This is a genomic window from Microbacterium maritypicum (genome assembly GCF_041529975.1).
Classification (GTDB): domain Bacteria; phylum Actinomycetota; class Actinomycetes; order Actinomycetales; family Microbacteriaceae; genus Microbacterium.
The window spans coordinates 2,982,495-2,997,530 of sequence record NZ_CP168030.1 but is presented as its reverse complement, the minus strand read 5'-3'; the positions used below and the strand labels follow the sequence as shown (position 1 = coordinate 2,997,530).

14 protein-coding genes are annotated in these 15,036 nt (G+C 69.1%); 8 read left to right on the top strand and 6 right to left on the bottom strand.

What is annotated here, in order from left to right; translation table 11 throughout:
* Positions 1-18 precede the first annotated feature (18 nt).
* Together argS and ACCO44_RS14540 are read left to right on the top strand one after the other, a co-directional pair.
* On the top strand, positions 19-1,683 hold the full coding sequence (argS, locus tag ACCO44_RS14545; RefSeq protein WP_372467085.1) for an arginine--tRNA ligase: 1,665 nt from the start codon (positions 19-21) through the stop codon (positions 1,681-1,683).
* A 40-nt stretch (positions 1,684-1,723) separates the two neighbouring features.
* Entirely contained in the window at positions 1,724-2,572 is an 849-nt protein-coding gene (locus ACCO44_RS14540) for a DUF2993 domain-containing protein (protein ID WP_372467083.1), read from the top strand.
* Positions 2,573-2,591: 19 nt separating this feature from the next.
* Here the strand turns inward: ACCO44_RS14540 and ACCO44_RS14535 are convergent, their stop codons facing one another.
* Genes ACCO44_RS14535 through ACCO44_RS14520 form a run of 4 tightly spaced genes read right to left on the bottom strand, consistent with a single transcriptional unit; the run spans position 2,592 to position 5,890 of the window.
* Entirely contained in the window at positions 2,592-3,329 is a 738-nt protein-coding gene (locus ACCO44_RS14535; protein WP_372467082.1) for an alpha/beta fold hydrolase, read from the bottom strand.
* Positions 3,326-3,910 carry a TetR/AcrR family transcriptional regulator gene (locus ACCO44_RS14530; protein WP_262000760.1) on the bottom strand — a complete coding sequence of 195 codons (585 nt, stop codon included), beginning with the start codon at positions 3,908-3,910 and terminating at the stop codon, positions 3,326-3,328. The genes ACCO44_RS14535 and ACCO44_RS14530 overlap by 4 nt, the downstream gene beginning before the upstream one ends.
* A complete protein-coding gene (locus ACCO44_RS14525; protein ID WP_372467079.1) occupies positions 3,888-4,787 on the bottom strand; it encodes an alpha/beta fold hydrolase in 900 nt (299 codons plus the stop codon). Before ACCO44_RS14525 ends, ACCO44_RS14530 begins: the two co-directional genes overlap by 23 nt.
* Positions 4,788-4,843: 56 nt before the next feature.
* Positions 4,844-5,890 (bottom strand): YihY/virulence factor BrkB family protein, encoded by a 1,047-nt coding sequence (locus ACCO44_RS14520; protein ID WP_372467078.1) that lies wholly within the window; start codon positions 5,888-5,890, stop codon positions 4,844-4,846.
* 148 nt (positions 5,891-6,038) lie between these two features.
* On the opposite strand from ACCO44_RS14520, the gene lysA reads away from it, so the two are divergent.
* The 6 genes from lysA to ACCO44_RS14490 all read left to right on the top strand — a co-directional run bounded on the left by lysA (position 6,039) and on the right by ACCO44_RS14490 (position 13,458).
* Positions 6,039-7,457, top strand: a complete 1,419-nt coding sequence (gene lysA, locus ACCO44_RS14515; protein WP_372467076.1) for a diaminopimelate decarboxylase — start codon at positions 6,039-6,041, stop codon at positions 7,455-7,457.
* 21 nt (positions 7,458-7,478) lie between these two features.
* Positions 7,479-8,783 carry a homoserine dehydrogenase gene (locus tag ACCO44_RS14510; RefSeq protein WP_105709726.1) on the top strand — a complete coding sequence of 435 codons (1,305 nt, stop codon included), beginning with the start codon at positions 7,479-7,481 and terminating at the stop codon, positions 8,781-8,783.
* Between the two features lie 2 nt (positions 8,784-8,785).
* Complete coding sequence (gene thrB, locus ACCO44_RS14505; RefSeq protein ID WP_372467074.1) at positions 8,786-9,748, top strand: homoserine kinase; 963 nt, start codon at positions 8,786-8,788, stop codon at positions 9,746-9,748.
* Positions 9,749-9,912: 164 nt separating this feature from the next.
* Positions 9,913-11,931, top strand: coding sequence for a transcription termination factor Rho (gene rho / locus ACCO44_RS14500; protein WP_372467073.1), 2,019 nt, complete (start codon positions 9,913-9,915; stop codon positions 11,929-11,931).
* An 11-nt stretch (positions 11,932-11,942) separates the two neighbouring features.
* Positions 11,943-13,022 carry a peptide chain release factor 1 gene (gene prfA / locus ACCO44_RS14495; protein ID WP_029261872.1) on the top strand — a complete coding sequence of 360 codons (1,080 nt, stop codon included), beginning with the start codon at positions 11,943-11,945 and terminating at the stop codon, positions 13,020-13,022.
* 28 nt (positions 13,023-13,050) lie between these two features.
* A complete protein-coding gene (locus ACCO44_RS14490; RefSeq protein ID WP_029261871.1) occupies positions 13,051-13,458 on the top strand; it encodes a phage holin family protein in 408 nt (135 codons plus the stop codon).
* 21 nt (positions 13,459-13,479) lie between these two features.
* Here the strand turns inward: ACCO44_RS14490 and epsC are convergent, their stop codons facing one another.
* The gene (gene epsC, locus ACCO44_RS14485; protein ID WP_029261870.1) at positions 13,480-14,049 is read right to left on the bottom strand and encodes a serine O-acetyltransferase EpsC; all 570 of its coding nucleotides are present in this window, start codon (positions 14,047-14,049) and stop codon (positions 13,480-13,482) included.
* A gap of 7 nt (positions 14,050-14,056) precedes the next feature.
* Positions 14,057-14,995, bottom strand: coding sequence for a cysteine synthase A (cysK, locus tag ACCO44_RS14480; RefSeq protein WP_029261869.1), 939 nt, complete (start codon positions 14,993-14,995; stop codon positions 14,057-14,059).
* Positions 14,996-15,036: the final 41 nt, after the last annotated feature.

Below are 15,036 nucleotides of genomic sequence, written 5' to 3'. Positions count from 1 at the left end.
CCGTAAACTGAGGGGGCTATGAACCCCGAATCCCTCGCCGCCGCTGTCCTCGCCGTCCTCGCTCCGATCGCCGAGGAACGACGTCCCGGCGAGCCGCTCGGAGTCTCCGTGAAGGACATCGTGCTGGAGCGTCCGCGCAACCGCGACCACGGCGACTGGGCATCGAACATCGCCATGCGGCTCGCGAAGCCTTTCGGTACGAACCCGCGCGAGCTCGCGCAGCAGATCGCCGACGGTCTCGCCGCTGTCGACGGCATCGCGAGCGCGGAGGTCGCCGGCCCCGGGTTCATCAACATCCGTCTCGATGCCGCCGCCGCGGGTGCGCTGGCCAAGGTCATCGTCGACGCCGGCACGGCTTACGGCACGAACACGTCGCAGGAGGGCGTCAGCGTGAACGTCGAGTTCGTCTCCGCGAACCCGACCGGGCCTCTCCACATCGCGCACACCCGTTGGGCGGCGCTGGGCGACTCGATCGTTCGTCTGCTGCTCGCAAGCGGCGCGCGTGCGGTGCGCGAGTACTACATCAACGACGCCGGAGCGCAGATGGACCGCTTCGCCGTCTCCATCCTCGCGGCCGCCAAGGGCGAGCCGACGCCCGAGGGTGGCTATCCCGGTGCGTACATCGCAACACTCGCCGGCCGGGTGCTCGAGGCGCGTCCCGACCTGCTGCAGCTTCCTGAGAGCGAGCAGTCGTCCGTCGCGCTCGAACTCGCCTACGAGTTCCAGCTCGCCGAGATCAAGAGCTCGCTCGATCGATTCAACGTGCCGTTCGATGTCTGGTTCTCCGAGCGCACGCTGCACGCGAAGGATGCATCGGGCACGAGCCTGATCGATCAGGCCGTCGACCGTCTGCGCGAGCAGGGTCACGTCTTCGATGAGGATGGCGCCGTCTGGGTGCGCACGACCGACTTCGGCGACGACAAAGATCGCGTGATCCGTCGCTCGAACGGCGAGTACACCTACTTCGCCGCTGACGCCGCGTACTACCTGAACAAGGGCGACCGCGGCTTCCAGAACAAGATCTACCTTCTCGGCGCCGACCACCACGGCTACGTGCACCGTCTGAAGGCGGTCGCGGGAGCAGCGGGTGAAGACCCGGAGAAGAACGTCCAGGTACTGATCGGGCAGATGGTCTCGATCAACGGCGCCCGCCTCAGCAAGCGCGCGGGCAACATCATCGAGATGGACGACCTGCTCGACTGGCTGGGCACCGACGCGCTGCGGTACTCGCTGGAGCGCTCGCCCGCGGACTCGCCGCTGGATCTGGACCCCGAGCTGCTGCAGAAGCGCACGAACGACAACCCGGTCTTCTATGTGCAGTACGCCCACGCCCGCACGCACAACGTCGCGCGGAATGCGGCCGACTCGGGCGTGGATCGCTCGGAGTTCGCGCCGGAGACGCTGACGCATGAATCCGAGGCCGCCCTGCTGGGAGCGCTGCAGGAGTTCCCCCGCATCGTCGCATTCGCCGCCGAGGTCCGTGAGCCGCACCGCGTCGCCCGGTACCTCGAGGAGCTCGCAGGGCTCTACCACCGCTGGTACGACAACTGCCGTGTGATCCCGCAGGGTGACGATCCGGTCGAGACCGTGCACCGCACGCGTCTGTGGCTGAACGACGCCGCCGGTCAGGCGTTCCGCAACGGTCTCGATCTCCTCGGAGTGCGCGCACCCGAGCGCATGTGATGCGCGCGTCCGTCCGGTCGGGTACGGCAGGATGGCAGGCATGAGCGACGACAACCACACCCTGCCGTATCCGGACGCCTCGGCCGAGCATCCGACGCTCGTGATCCCGAGGGACGGCGCCGATCAGCAGGCCGATGCCGCTCCGCGCACACGCCGCCGCTGGCCGTGGGTGCTGCTGATCGTGGTGGTCGTGTTGGCGCTGCTCGTGGTCGCCGCCGAGTTCATCGCGCGCGCGGTGCTCCCGGGGATCGTGCGGTCGATCGTCATCGAGCAGCTGGATCTCCCCGCCGATCAGCAGCTCGACGTGGAGACGCAGGGACTGTTGCTCCCGCAGCTCATCGGCGGTTCCCTCGACACCCTGCACCTGTCGACGGACTCGGTGACGCTGGAGGGCATCACGGGGGCGGCCGACGTCACCGCGACCGGAGTCCCGCTGCGCGGCGGCGACCTCGGCGGAGCCGCGGGAACGATCCGCATCGATCAGGCGGAGTTCACCTCCCTGCTCGCCGGCACCGAGCTGCCCGTCGAGTCGGTCGAGTTCGCGGCGCCGAACGCGACGGTGAGCGGCTCGATCAGCGTTTTCGGGGCTGCTGTACCGCTCTCTCTGACCCTCACGCCCGGTGCCGTGGAGGGCGACCTGGAGCTCACGCCGGTCGCTGCGAGCATCGGCGGACTCGACATCGACCTCGACCAGGTCGGCTCGACGCTGGGGTCGCTCGGCGAGGGCCTGACACAACCGCAGCGGGTGTGCATCGCCGATCAGCTGCCGGCCGGACTCACCCTCACCGGGCTGGAGATCGTCGACGGCGCAGCCGTGATCGACATCGACGTCGACGGCGCGATCGTCACCGACACGTCGCTGCAGGAGAAGGGCGTCTGTCCGAGCTGAACCGCTCGGAGCAGCACGGTCATCCGCCGCGTGCCTCCGTGATGCGCCGCGCGAGCCATTCGGGTCTCTGCAGCGGGATGCCGTGTCCGCAGCCGTCGACGACCTCGATCGTGCTCTGGGGGAGTGCTGCGTGCAGCGCCGCGGCCGAGCGCCTCATGAGCTTCTTCTCCGCGGCTCCGACCAGGATCAGTGCCGACCCGGGGAATGTCGCCCAGTCCGCAGGCGGCACGAATCGCAGGTTCTCCTCGACCGAGGTGAGCAGCGTCTCCCGGGAAAGGGCCGACGATGTCTGCAGGTAGTCGGCCATGTGTGACTCCGGTACGAAGAGCTCCCGGGCCTGCAATCGCGCGAACTTCTCGTTCCTCGCGAGCCCTGCGGTCGCGCCGAGCAGTGCCAGAGTCGGTCCGGTCATGCGCAGGGGCATGGCCTGTGCGCTGATCACGACGACCCGTTCGACGAGGTCGGGTCGCAGAGCCGCGAGCAGCACGGCGAGCTGTGCACCGAGCGAGAAGCCCGCGACCGTGGCCGGGCGGCCCTCGCCCTCGAGGATCTGCGCGAGCAGTTCGACGGTGTCGTGGTGGGAGGCGTAGTCCTCCGCCGCGCTGCGCCCGTGACCCGGGAGGTCCGGCACCAGCACCCGCGCCTGCGGAGGCAGGTGGGCGCGCATCGGCTCCCACATCCATCCGGCGACGCCCCCGCCGTGCAGGAGCAGCAGCGGTGGTTCGCCCGCACGCCCGAAGGTCTCCAGGTGCATCATGTCTCCGTCTCGAAGGCCGCGGCCATCCGCCCGATGGTGTCGATCGTGCCCTCCAGCAGGGCGGGGTCGAGCGGACCGAGCAGTCGTGCCGCCGACAGCAGTCCGATCGTCGTGCTCGACAGCGCCAGAGCGAGTGTGCGTGGATCGACATCCGTGACGATCAGCCCGCGCTCCTGCAGCTCACGGAACCACTGCACGACCCGCTGATGACGCTCGCGGTAGCGACCATCGGTCTCCTCCATCACGTGGGAGCCGAGGATGCCCCGATCGTCGAGGAACGCAGCGGTCATCAGCGGGTCGTCGAGCAGCGCCCGAGCCGTCGCCCGACAGGCGTCGCTGAGACGAGGATGGTCACCCAGCTCGCTTCGGACCCGGTCGGCCATGCGCACGTTGCCCTGCAGCAGCAGGGCGTCGAGGATTTCACGCTTGCCGGCGAACTCCAGATACACGGCGCCCTTGGCGATGCCGGCGCGCTCGGCGATGGCGGCGACGCTCATGGCATCGAAGCCGTGCGCGAGCACGAGTGTTCGGGCCGCATCGAGGATGCGCGCGCGTCGGTCAGGAACGCGTGGTCGGGGCATCGGCACTCCTCAGCTGTTCGAGCATCGCCGGGATGACGATGTCGGGGCGGTCGCGCTGCACCCAGTGGCCGGCGCCGTGCGCGACCTCCAAGGTCGCCGATGGCAGCAGCGCGGCTGCCGTCTCGATGCGAGCGAGGGGGACTCCGGTGTCGCGATCGCCGTGCACCAGCAGCGTGGGCGTGCGGATGCTCGCGAGCTGATCCGTGTAGACCGTTCGCAGTCGATTCCAGAGCACCTGATCGCGCTGCCACTGGCCGAACGTCTCCAGGCTCGAGCCGCCGGCGGCTTCGGCGAGGACCGCATCGACGAGCTCGGGACTGCGCGCCTGCGGGTTGCGCACGAGGTCGCGGAGTCCGCGCTCCATTGCGGGGCGGTTCCGTGCGTACGAACGGGTCATCGCGCCCAGCAGCCCGGAGCGCAGTAGGAGGAAAGACATCAGATGGGTGATGCGACCGCGGAAACCGTCGGCGAGGCGGGGCATCAGACCGTAGCAGCCCAGGAGCACGGCGGTGCGAGCGCGGCCGGGCTGATCGAGCAGGTGCCCGACCGTCATCCCTCCGCCGAGGGAGAGCCCGGCGATCGCGTAGTCGCTGAGTGCGAGTGTGTCGACGAGCTCGCCGACGTGTCGGACGAGAAGCTCCTGCGTGAGCGGCCAGTCGGCCCGGGGGCTGTGTCCGAAGCCGGGATGGTCCGGCGCTATGACGCGGTGCCCTGCCTGCGTGAGGGCCGGTCCGACTTCGCCCCACGAGAGCTCGGCGCTGTCGGCTCCGCCGCCGTGCAGGAGCAGCACCGGGATGCCGGTCTCCGCGACCGGCCGCCACTCCAGTGCTGACACCGTGGCGTGGGGGAGTTCGATGACTGTGCGGTGGGCGTCCATGTCGTCCTCTCGTTGTGACCAGAATAGCTGATCTGGTCACAACGAAGACGCGCGGGCTAGGCCGACTTCTCGGCGGACGCGGCCTCCTGCGCGGTGCGCAGTTCCGCGGTGGCGACCTTGACGTCGACCTCGGCGCGCTGCAGGCGTCGTTGGACGAAGGTCGTCGCTGCGAAGCGGGCGTGCACGCGATCGGACTTCTCCTCTTCGGCCGTCACGATGTACGCGCACGCGAACAGCATCACCTGCGCCGAGAAGTTCAACCAGATCAGCAGCGCGAGCAGCGAGGCGAAGGAGGCGAGAAGCGGGTTGCTCGTCGCGCCTCCCACGAACAGTCCGGACAGCTCCTGCAGGACCAGCAGTCCCACGGCGCCGAGCAGCGCTCCCGACCAGAGAGACCGCTTCGACGGTCGCACCCCGGAGAGGAGGAGGAACACGCCGATGATGATCGCCGTGTCGAGAGCGAACACGACGACGAGGGAGAGCAGGCGCACGGTCCAGGCCACGACCGGCGCATCCGCGGGTAGCCCGAGGAAGTCAGCGATCCACGACACACCCAGCTGTCCGACGAAGGTGACGGCGGCCGAGAGGATGAACGCCAGGCCGATGCCGATGGCCAGTGCGAGGTTGCGGAGGATCACCCAGATCCAGAGGATGTCGTCCTGCAGCGTGCCCGCGAGAACCCGCACGGCCGTGCGGAGCGAGCCGATGGCACCGAGTGCCGCGCCGACGAGAGCGATGAGCGAGATGATCCCGGCGAGCGACAGGGACGCGGGAGCCTGGAGGTCCTTCGTCTTGATCACACCGTCCTTGCCGATGAGCCCGGGCACGGCCGACTGCACGGCGTCGATGATCGCCTGCCATGCCACCGGGTTCCCGGCGAGCCACAGAGCCGCGATCGAGAAGCCCAGAAGCACCCCCGCGAACACGCTGAACAGTGCGCGATAGGTGACACTGTCGGCGAGCATCGGTCCCCGGCGCTCGGTGTACAACAGCGCCGCGCGTACCGGCCGGCGCGCGAGAGCCCACGCGATGACCGGTCCGGTGATGCGGGGGATCAGCCCCGGACGCGCGGAGGAGTCTTTCGTCGTTTCAGTGTTCGCCACGCCCCCACCCTAGGAGGCGGAGACGGGCTGTTGCAGGGGCTTGACGCGGCGCGTCACCATGACCAGGGAGACGCGGCCGGTGCCCTAGAATCGGGTCAACCTCGATGTGTGCGACCCCGCCCGAGATCCTTCCCACGATTGGTGATCAGTGCTTCTCCCTGCCGATTCGCTCGCTCCGGAATGGCTCACCGTGCCCGATGACGCCAATGACCTCGCCGACGGCGTCTGGCCGGCATCCGCAGTGCGCGATGCCGATGGGGTACTCGACATCGCCGGTGTCAGCGCCACCGCCCTCGCCCGCACCTACGGCACGCCGCTGCAGGTGCTCGACGAAGACGAGGTGCGCGGGCGCGCACGGCGGTTCCGACTCGCATTCGATCGCGCCGCCGCCGCCAACTCCACCACCGCGCAGGTGTACTACGCGGGCAAGGCGTTCCTGTGCACGACGATCGCACGCTGGATGGTCGACGAGGGACTGCGCGTCGACGTCTGCACGGGGGGAGAGCTGGCAGTCGCCCTCGCCGCCGGCGTCGCGCCGGCTTCGCTCGGTTTCCACGGCAACAACAAGTCGGTCGCCGAGCTCGAGCGTGCCGTCGAGGTCGGCGTCGGGACGATCATCGTCGACAGCGCCATCGAGATCGAACGGCTCGCAGCGATCACGGCGCGCACCGGTGCGAGCCAGCGCGTGCTGGTCCGCGTGATCAGCGGCGTGCACGCCGAGACCCACGACTTCCTCGCCACGGCCCACGAGGACCAGAAGTTCGGTTTCCCGCTCCCGGAGGCAGAGAAGGCGGTCGCGCGCATCCGCGAGATCCCCGGTCTGGTGTTCGCCGGGCTGCACTGTCACATCGGTTCGCAGATCTTCGGCGTCGCCGGCTTCCGCGAGTCCGCGTCCCGCGTGCTCGACCTGCACGCCACTCTGCTCGAAGGCGGTCCGGTCCCGCAGCTCAACCTCGGCGGCGGCTTCGGCATCGCCTACACGCGCGTCGACGACCCGACCCCGATCGAGGAACTCGCCGATGCGATCGTCGCCTCGGTCGCGGAGGGGTGCGCCGCACGCGGCATCCCCGTTCCCGCCCTGTCGTTCGAGCCCGGCCGTGCCATCGTCGGCACCGCGGGCGTCACCCTCTACGAGGTCGGCACCACCAAGGACGTGACCGTGGCGACGGGCGCCGTGCGCCGGTACGTGAGCGTCGACGGCGGCATGAGCGACAACGCGCGTCCTGCGCTGTACGGCGCCCAGTACTCGGCGCGCCTCGCTTCGCGCGCGGGGTCCGGTGAGCCTCGCCTCAGTCGGGTCGTCGGCAAGCACTGCGAATCCGGCGACATCGTGGTCGACCACGAGTACCTGCCAGACGATCTGGTGCCGGGGGATCTGCTCGCCGTGCCGGCCACCGGCGCATACTGCGTCCCGTTGGCGAGCAACTACAACCACGTACCGCGTCCGCCGGTGATCGCCGTGCGCGACGGACACTCGACGGTCATCGTCCGCGGCGAGACCGTCGACGACGTGCTGGCCCGCGACGCGGGCATCGACGGGGCGAAAGCCCCCGAGGGAGACCAATGACCCACCTCCGAAGGAGCAACCATGACTGAATACCGACGACTTCGTGTGGCACTGCTGGGTGCCGGAGCGGTCGGCTCGCAGGTCGCGGCGCTCCTGCTGCGCCACGGTGACGAGCTGGCCGACCGTGCCGGTGCGGAACTGGAGCTCGCCGGCATCGCCGTGCGCGACGTGGACGCTCCGCGTGACGTCGACCTGCCCAAGGAGCTCTTCACCACCGACGCCGAGTCGCTGATCCTGGGCGCCGACATCGTGATCGAGCTGATCGGCGGCATCGAGCCGGCGCGCACCAGCATCCTGCAGGCGATCGGCTCCGGCGCCGACGTCGTCACGGCCAACAAGGCCCTGCTCGCCACGCACGGCCCCGAGCTGTTCGAGGCCGCCGACCGTGTGGGCGCGTCCGTCTACTACGAGGCCGCAGCCGCCGGAGCGATCCCGATCATCCGCCCGCTGCGCGACTCGCTCGCCGGCGACCGGGTGGTGCGCATCATGGGCATCGTGAACGGCACCACGAACTACATCCTGGACCGGATGGACTCCGAGGGCGCCGACTTCGCCGACGTGCTCGCCGACGCCCAGCGCCTGGGCTACGCCGAGGCCGACCCGACCGCTGATGTCGAGGGCTACGACGCTGCGCAGAAGGCCGCTATCCTGGCGAGCCTCGCGTTCCACACCGCCGTGCCGCTCGAGGCCGTCTACCGTGAGGGCATCACCTCGATCACGCCGTCCATGATCGAGGAGGCCCGCGCGGCGGGCTTCGTCATCAAGCTGCTCGCGGTGTGCGAGCGCATCGAGGCCAACGGCGCCGAGTCGATCTCGGTGCGCGTCTACCCGGCGCTCGTGCCGAACTCGCACCCCCTCGCATCCGTGCACGGCGCCAACAACGCCGTCTTCGTCGAGGCCGAGGCCGCCGGCTCCCTGATGTTCTACGGCGCAGGAGCGGGTGGCGTCCAGACGGCCTCCGCCGTGCTGGGTGACGTCGTCTCCGCCGCCCGCCGTCACATCGCCGGCGGCGTCGGGGTCGGCGAGTCGACCAGGGCCAACCTTCCGGTCGTCCCGATCGGACACGTGACCACCCGTTACCAGATCACCCTCGAGGTCGCGGATGCGCCGGGCGTGCTCGCCACGGTCGCCGGAATCCTCAGCGACGGTGGAGTCTCGGTCGCGACGGTCGTGCAGACCGTCGAGGGCGAAGACGAGCCGACCGCCCGCCTGATCATCGGCACGCACCGCGCGACGGAGCAGGCTCTCAGCGCCACGGTCGACGCTCTCGCCGACAGCGCGGTCGTCGCCCGGGTCGTCTCGGTGCTCCGGGTGGAAGGCGAGTGACGATGGCGGCAGCCCTTGCCCCCGTCGAGGGCAACCCCGTCGAAGGCCGCACCGTCGAGGTGCGGGTGCCCGCCACGAGCGCGAACCTCGGCCCCGGATTCGACACGCTCGGCCTGGCGCTCAGCATCTACGACACCCTGCAGGTCACGGCGCTGTCGGCCGGTGAACTCGAGATCGAGGTGACCGGTTCCGGTGCTGCCGAGATCCCGCGCGACGAGTCGAACCTCATCGTCCGCACGATCGCGTACGTGTTCGCCGACGCGGGTCGTCCGATGCCCGGCCTGCGCATCATCGCCGAGAACGGCGTGCCGCACGGTCGCGGACTCGGTTCTTCGGGTGCGGCTGTCGCTGCCGGCGTGCTCGCGGCGAAGGGACTGCTCCACGGCGACGTCGAGATCGACGATGCCGACCTCCTCCGTCTCGCCACCGAGCTCGAGGGGCATCCCGACAACGTCGCCCCGGCCCTGTTCGGCGGACTGACGATCGCGTGGATGGGGGAGCGCGGACCGCAGCACAAGAAGCTGCTCGTGCACCGCGGCGTCTCGCCCCTCGTGCTCGTCCCCGCCTACACGATGTCGACCTCGCAGGCGCGTTCGCTGCAGCCTCCGCACGTCTCCACGGCGGATGCGGTGTTCAACGTCTCGCGCTCTGCGCTGCTGATCGCGGCCCTGATGCAGAGTCCGGAGCTGTTGCTCGACGCGACGGCCGACCGACTCCACCAGGACTACCGCGCCGAGGCGATGCCCGAGACCCAGCGGCTCGTGCAGGCGCTGCGCAAGGCGGGCTTCGCGGCCGTCGTGTCCGGCGCCGGCCCCAGCGTGCTCGTGCTGGCCGACGGGCCGGGCAGCCGTCAAGACGCGGTGGAGTTGGCCGATCGAGTCACCGACACCCCGTGGGAGGCGCTCCTGCTCGCCGTCGACGTGCGTGGTGGTACAGTGGGGACTCGAGCGGAGGGCTCCACGTAACTACGTGAATCTGGCCCCATTGCAAATCTTGCAAGACCCGCACGCAAATCCCTGTGGCACAAGTGCCGAGGCTGGCTGGCGCAGAGCGTCAGCCCGTGCGATCGCGCGCAGCACCCGTTGTGTGCGTTCAACGCTCATTCCCCATGACATATAAGGGAGTACTCGTGGAGAACCTCTCCGAGACCCAGAACGACCAGTCCGCTTCGGTTTCCGAAGCACCCGCGACCGAGGCCGCACCGGCACGCAAGCGGGCGCCGCGCCGCGCCAGCACCGCCACGGCAGCAGCGAAGGCCGAGGCGGCGAAGGCCGAGAAGCCCGCGTCGAAGACCGAGGCTGCGCCGAAGGCCGAAGCCGCGCCGAAGGCCGAAGCCGCGCCCGCCGAGGCGTCGGCCGAGACCACGGAGGCCGCGCCCAAGGCGAAGGCACCGCGTCGCAGCCGTGCCAAGAAGGCAGACGCCGAGGCCCCGGCAGCAGACGCCGCTCCGGCAGAGGCACCGGCCGCGGATGCCGCTCCGGCAGAGGCACCGGCGGAGTCGGCGCCCAAGTCGACCGGCCGAGGGCGCCGTGGCGCTCAGAAGACCGCAGCCCCCGAGGCCGAAGCTGCGGATGCAGCGCCCGCTGCGGACACCGCATCCGACGCCGCCGCCGCTGAGCCCGCACAGAACGGCAACGCACGGGGCCGCAACGCGCAGAACAGCAACGCGCAGAAGAACAACGCGCAGAACAACGACGCGCAGAACAACGACGCGCAGAACAACGACGCGCAGAAGAACGACGCGCAGAACAACAACAGCGACGACGACTCCGACGGAGGCGAGGAGCAGGGTGGCCGCGGTCGCAACCGCAGCCGCAGCCGCAACCGTGGGCGTGGTCAGAACGGCGCAGCGCAGGAGCAGCAGACACAGCCCGCCGCCGATGACGATCAGGCCGGCGGCAACAACCGCAACCGTCAGCGCAACAAGCGTCGCAGCGGCGTCCCGACCGACGAGTTCGACACCGAGATCGGCGAGGACGACGTCCTGATCCCGATCGCCGGAATCCTCGACGTGCTCGACAACTACGCGTTCGTGCGCACCACCGGATACCTCGCCGGCCCCAGCGACGTGTACGTCTCGCTCGGCCAGGTGAAGAAGTACAACCTCCGCAAGGGCGACGCGGTCGTCGGCTCGATCAAGCAGCCTCGCGAGGGCGAGCAGCAGGGTCGTCAGAAGTACAACGCGCTGGTCAAGGTCGACTCGATCAACGGTCTGTCGGTCGACGACGCCGCCACCCGCGTGGAGTTCGGCAAGCTCACCCCGCTGTACCCGCAGGAGCGCCTCCGCATGGAGACGGCCCCCGAGAAGCTCACCCAGCGCATCATCGACCTGGTCGCCCCGGTCGGCAAGGGCCAGCGCGGTCTCATCGTCGCGCCGCCCAAGGCCGGCAAGACGATCGTGCTGCAGCAGATCGCGAACGCGATCGCGCAGAACAACCCCGAGGTCCACCTCATGGTCGTGCTCGTCGACGAGCGCCCCGAAGAGGTCACCGACATGGAGCGTTCGGTCAAGGGCGAGGTCATCGCCTCGACGTTCGATCGTCCGGCCGAAGACCACACCACGGTCGCCGAGCTCGCCATCGAGCGTGCGAAGCGACTGGTCGAACTCGGACGCGACGTCGTCGTGCTGCTCGACTCGATCACCCGCCTCGGCCGTGCGTACAACCTGGCTGCCCCGGCATCGGGCCGCGTGCTCTCCGGTGGCGTCGACGCGTCGGCGCTGTACCCGCCCAAGCGGTTCTTCGGTGCGGCGCGCAACATCGAGAACGGCGGATCCCTCACGATCCTCGCCACGGCGCTGGTCGAGACCGGTTCCAAGATGGACGAGGTCATCTTCGAGGAGTTCAAGGGTACCGGCAACAGCGAGCTGCGTCTCTCCCGCGCCCTCGCCGACAAGCGCATCTTCCCGGCGGTCGACGTGAACGCGTCGAGCACCCGTCGCGAAGAGATGCTGCTCTCGGCCGACGAGGTCAAGATCACGTGGAAGCTGCGTCGTGCCCTCGCCGGTCTCGACCAGCAGCAGGCTCTCGAGGTGGTCCTCGGCAAGCTCAAGGAGACCAACTCGAACGTCGAGTTCCTCGTGCAGATGCAGAAGTCGATCCCGACGCTTCCCTCGGGTGCGCACGGGCACGACAACAACATCCGCTGAGCGGCTGAGCCGTGTTCGAGTCCGTCCAGACTCTGATCGACGAGCATCGCCGGGTGCAGGAGGAACTCTCCGACCCGGCGGTGCACGCCGACGCTGCCCGCGCCAAGCGCGTGAACCGTCGCTATGCCGAGCTTTCTCGCATCGTCGCCGCGTATGAGGCCTGGATCGCGGCGACCGATGATCTGGAGACCGCGCGCGAGTTCGCGCGGGAGGACGAGTCGATCGCTGCCGAGATCCCGGCGATGGAAGAGGAGCTGCAGACCGCACAGGAACGCCTGCGGCGCCTGCTGATCCCGCGCGACCCGGACGATGCCCGCGACGTGATCATGGAGATCAAGGCGGGGGAGGGCGGCGCGGAGTCTGCGCTGTTCGCCGCCGACCTGCTGCGCATGTACATCCAGTATGCGGCGTCCAAGGGGTGGAAGACCGAGCTGCTCGAGCGCAACGAGTCCGACCTCGGCGGCTACAAGGATGTTCAGGTCGCCATCAAGGGATCCTCGACCGACCCCGCCCAGGGCGTGTGGGCGCACCTGAAGTACGAGGGGGGCGTGCACCGCGTGCAGCGTGTGCCCGCGACGGAGTCGCAGGGGCGCATCCACACGTCGACCACCGGGGTGCTCGTCTTCCCCGAGGTCGACGAGCCCGAAGAGATCCACATCGACCAGAACGACCTCAAGATCGATGTGTTCCGCTCATCCGGTCCGGGTGGCCAGTCGGTGAACACGACCGATTCCGCGGTGCGCATCACCCACGTGCCGACCGGCATCGTCGTGTCGATGCAGAACGAGAAGTCCCAGCTGCAGAACCGCGAGGCGGGTATGCGCGTGCTGCGTGCCCGTCTGCTCGCGCGTCAGCAGGAGGAGCTGGACGCCGCGGCATCCGATGCCCGCCGATCGCAGATCCGAGGCATGGACCGCTCTGAGCGCATCCGCACCTACAACTTCCCCGAGAACCGCATCGCGGATCACCGCACGGGCTTCAAGGCGTACAACCTCGATCAGGTCATGGACGGAGCGCTCGATCCGCTGATCGAGAGTGCGATCACGGCAGACGAGGAAGCGCGGCTCGCCGCGGTCGGTTCCGACTCCTGACGCGCCGCGCGAGCGCTATGCTCGGGCCGTGATCACACTTCTGTTCCGCGGCCTCATGTACGTCGTGTCGGCCGGACTCGGCCTGATCGCCGCCGACCTCGCCCTCGACGGGTTCCAGATCGAGTGGGACAAGTGGTGGGGCTTCGTCATCTGCATACTGATCTTCGCGATCCTGCAGAGCGTCCTCGCGCCGTGGGTCGGCAAGATGGCCACGCGCTACGCGCCCGTGCTCATGGGCGGCATCGGCATCTTCTCGACGCTGATCTCGCTCATCATCGTGGTGCTGCTGCCCATCGGAGGGCTGCGCATCACCGACCTCACCGGCTGGCTTCTCGGCTCGGTGATCGTGTGGCTCATCACCGCTCTCGGCAGCGTCCTGCTTCCTCTCATCTTCCTTCGCAAGAAGGTGGAGGCCGTCAAGACCACACGCCGCTAGGCCGTCCGGGCCCGGCGCCGCTCAGATCGCGTAGTCCGGCGCCGTGAGCAGTGCCCTGGTGTCTTCGCCGGTATTGCGCTGGCGCGGCTTCGCCGGAACCCCGACGAGGATGCTGTCCGCTGGAGCATCACGGGTGACCACGGCGTTCGCACCGATGACGGAGCCGGGGCCGATCGTGATGGGGCCGAGGACCTTCGCACCGGCACCGACCGCCACGCCGTCGCCGAGCGTGGGGTGGCGTTTGCCGGAGGTGCGCGTCCGTCCGCCGAGAGTCACGCCGTGGTAGAGCATCACGTCATCGCCGATCACACTGGTCTCGCCGATCACGACGCCCATGCCGTGATCGATGAAGAACCGACGGCCGATGCGCGCGCCGGGATGGATCTCGATCCCGGTCAGCCAGCGCGACAGCTGCGAGCCCGCGCGCGCGAGCAATCGCAGTCGGCGTCGCCAGAGCGCGTGCGAGACGCGGTGCGCCCAGATGGCGTGGAGCCCCGGGTACAGCAGAGCGACCTCGACGGAGCTGCGTGCGGCGGGGTCACGAAGGCGAGCCGCCGCGACGTCCTCGCGCATTCGTCCGATCATGCCCATCGACGTCTCAGTCTTCGCGCAGATCCTCGAACAGCGCGGTGGAGAGGTAGCGCTCACCGGTGTCCGGGATCACGACGACGATCGTCTTGCCGTCGTTCTCGGGCCGCGCGGCGACCTTGAGCGCCGCGGCGACGGCCGCGCCGGACGACATGCCGACGAGCAGACCCTCTTTCGCGGCGAGCTCACGGGCGACCCGCAGCGACTCGTCGAACTCCGCGGTCATGATCTCATCGAGCACATCGCGGTCGAGGACGTCGGGGACGAAGTTCGGCCCGATGCCCTGGATCTTGTGCGGTCCGGGGTGGCCCTCGCTGAGCACAGGGGAGTCCTTGGGCTCGACGGCGATGACCTGGATGCCCGGCTTCGCGGCCTTGAGGGCCTGCCCGGTTCCCGTCACCGTCCCGCCGGTGCCGACTCCAGCGATGAAGATGTCGACCGCACCGTCGGTGTCGCGGAGGATCTCCTGCGCTGTGGTCTCGCGGTGGATCTGAGGGTTGGCGGGGTTCTCGAACTGACGGATCCAGATCGCGCCGGGCGTCTCCGAGACGATGCGCTTGGTCTCCTCGATCGCACCGCTCATGCCCTTGGTGGGATCGGTGAGCACGATCTCCGCGCCGAAGGCCTTGAGCAGCACACGGCGCTCCTTGGACATGGAGGCAGGCATCGTCAGGATGACCCGGTAACCGCGGGCGGCGCCCACCATCGCGAGTGCGATGCCGGTGTTGCCACTCGTCGACTCCACGATCGTGCCACCGGGCTTCAGCTCGCCCGATGCCTCTGCGGCGTTGATCATCGCGATGCCGATGCGATCCTTCACGCTCGATGCCGGGTTGTAGTACTCGAGCTTGGCGAGCACGGTGGCCCCGAGGCCCTCGGTCACGCGGTTCAGACGCACGAGCGGCGTGTTGCCGAAAGCGGTCGTGATGTCGGAGTGGATGCCGGGCATGAGGAGCCTTCCTGTGCGGGGGTCGCTGCCGGTCCAGCCTA

Bases quoted from the DNA above. Each gene is read 5' to 3' on its own strand.
- thrB (WP_372467074.1), top strand. From the start codon at position 8,786: ATGGCGGCAGCCCTTGCCCCCGTCGAGGGCAACCCCGTCGAAGGCCGC.
- ACCO44_RS14525 (WP_372467079.1), bottom strand. From the start codon at position 4,787: ATGGACGCCCACCGCACAGTCATCGAACTCCCCCACGCCACGGTGTCA.
- epsC (WP_029261870.1), bottom strand. From the start codon at position 14,049: ATGGGCATGATCGGACGAATGCGCGAGGACGTCGCGGCGGCTCGCCTT.
- cysK (WP_029261869.1), bottom strand. From the start codon at position 14,995: ATGCCCGGCATCCACTCCGACATCACGACCGCTTTCGGCAACACGCCG.
- ACCO44_RS14535 (WP_372467082.1), bottom strand. From the start codon at position 3,329: ATGATGCACCTGGAGACCTTCGGGCGTGCGGGCGAACCACCGCTGCTG.
- ACCO44_RS14510 (WP_105709726.1), top strand. From the start codon at position 7,479: ATGACTGAATACCGACGACTTCGTGTGGCACTGCTGGGTGCCGGAGCG.
- ACCO44_RS14530 (WP_262000760.1), bottom strand. From the start codon at position 3,910: ATGCCCCGACCACGCGTTCCTGACCGACGCGCGCGCATCCTCGATGCG.
- ACCO44_RS14540 (WP_372467083.1), top strand. From the start codon at position 1,724: ATGAGCGACGACAACCACACCCTGCCGTATCCGGACGCCTCGGCCGAG.
- argS (WP_372467085.1), top strand. From the start codon at position 19: ATGAACCCCGAATCCCTCGCCGCCGCTGTCCTCGCCGTCCTCGCTCCG.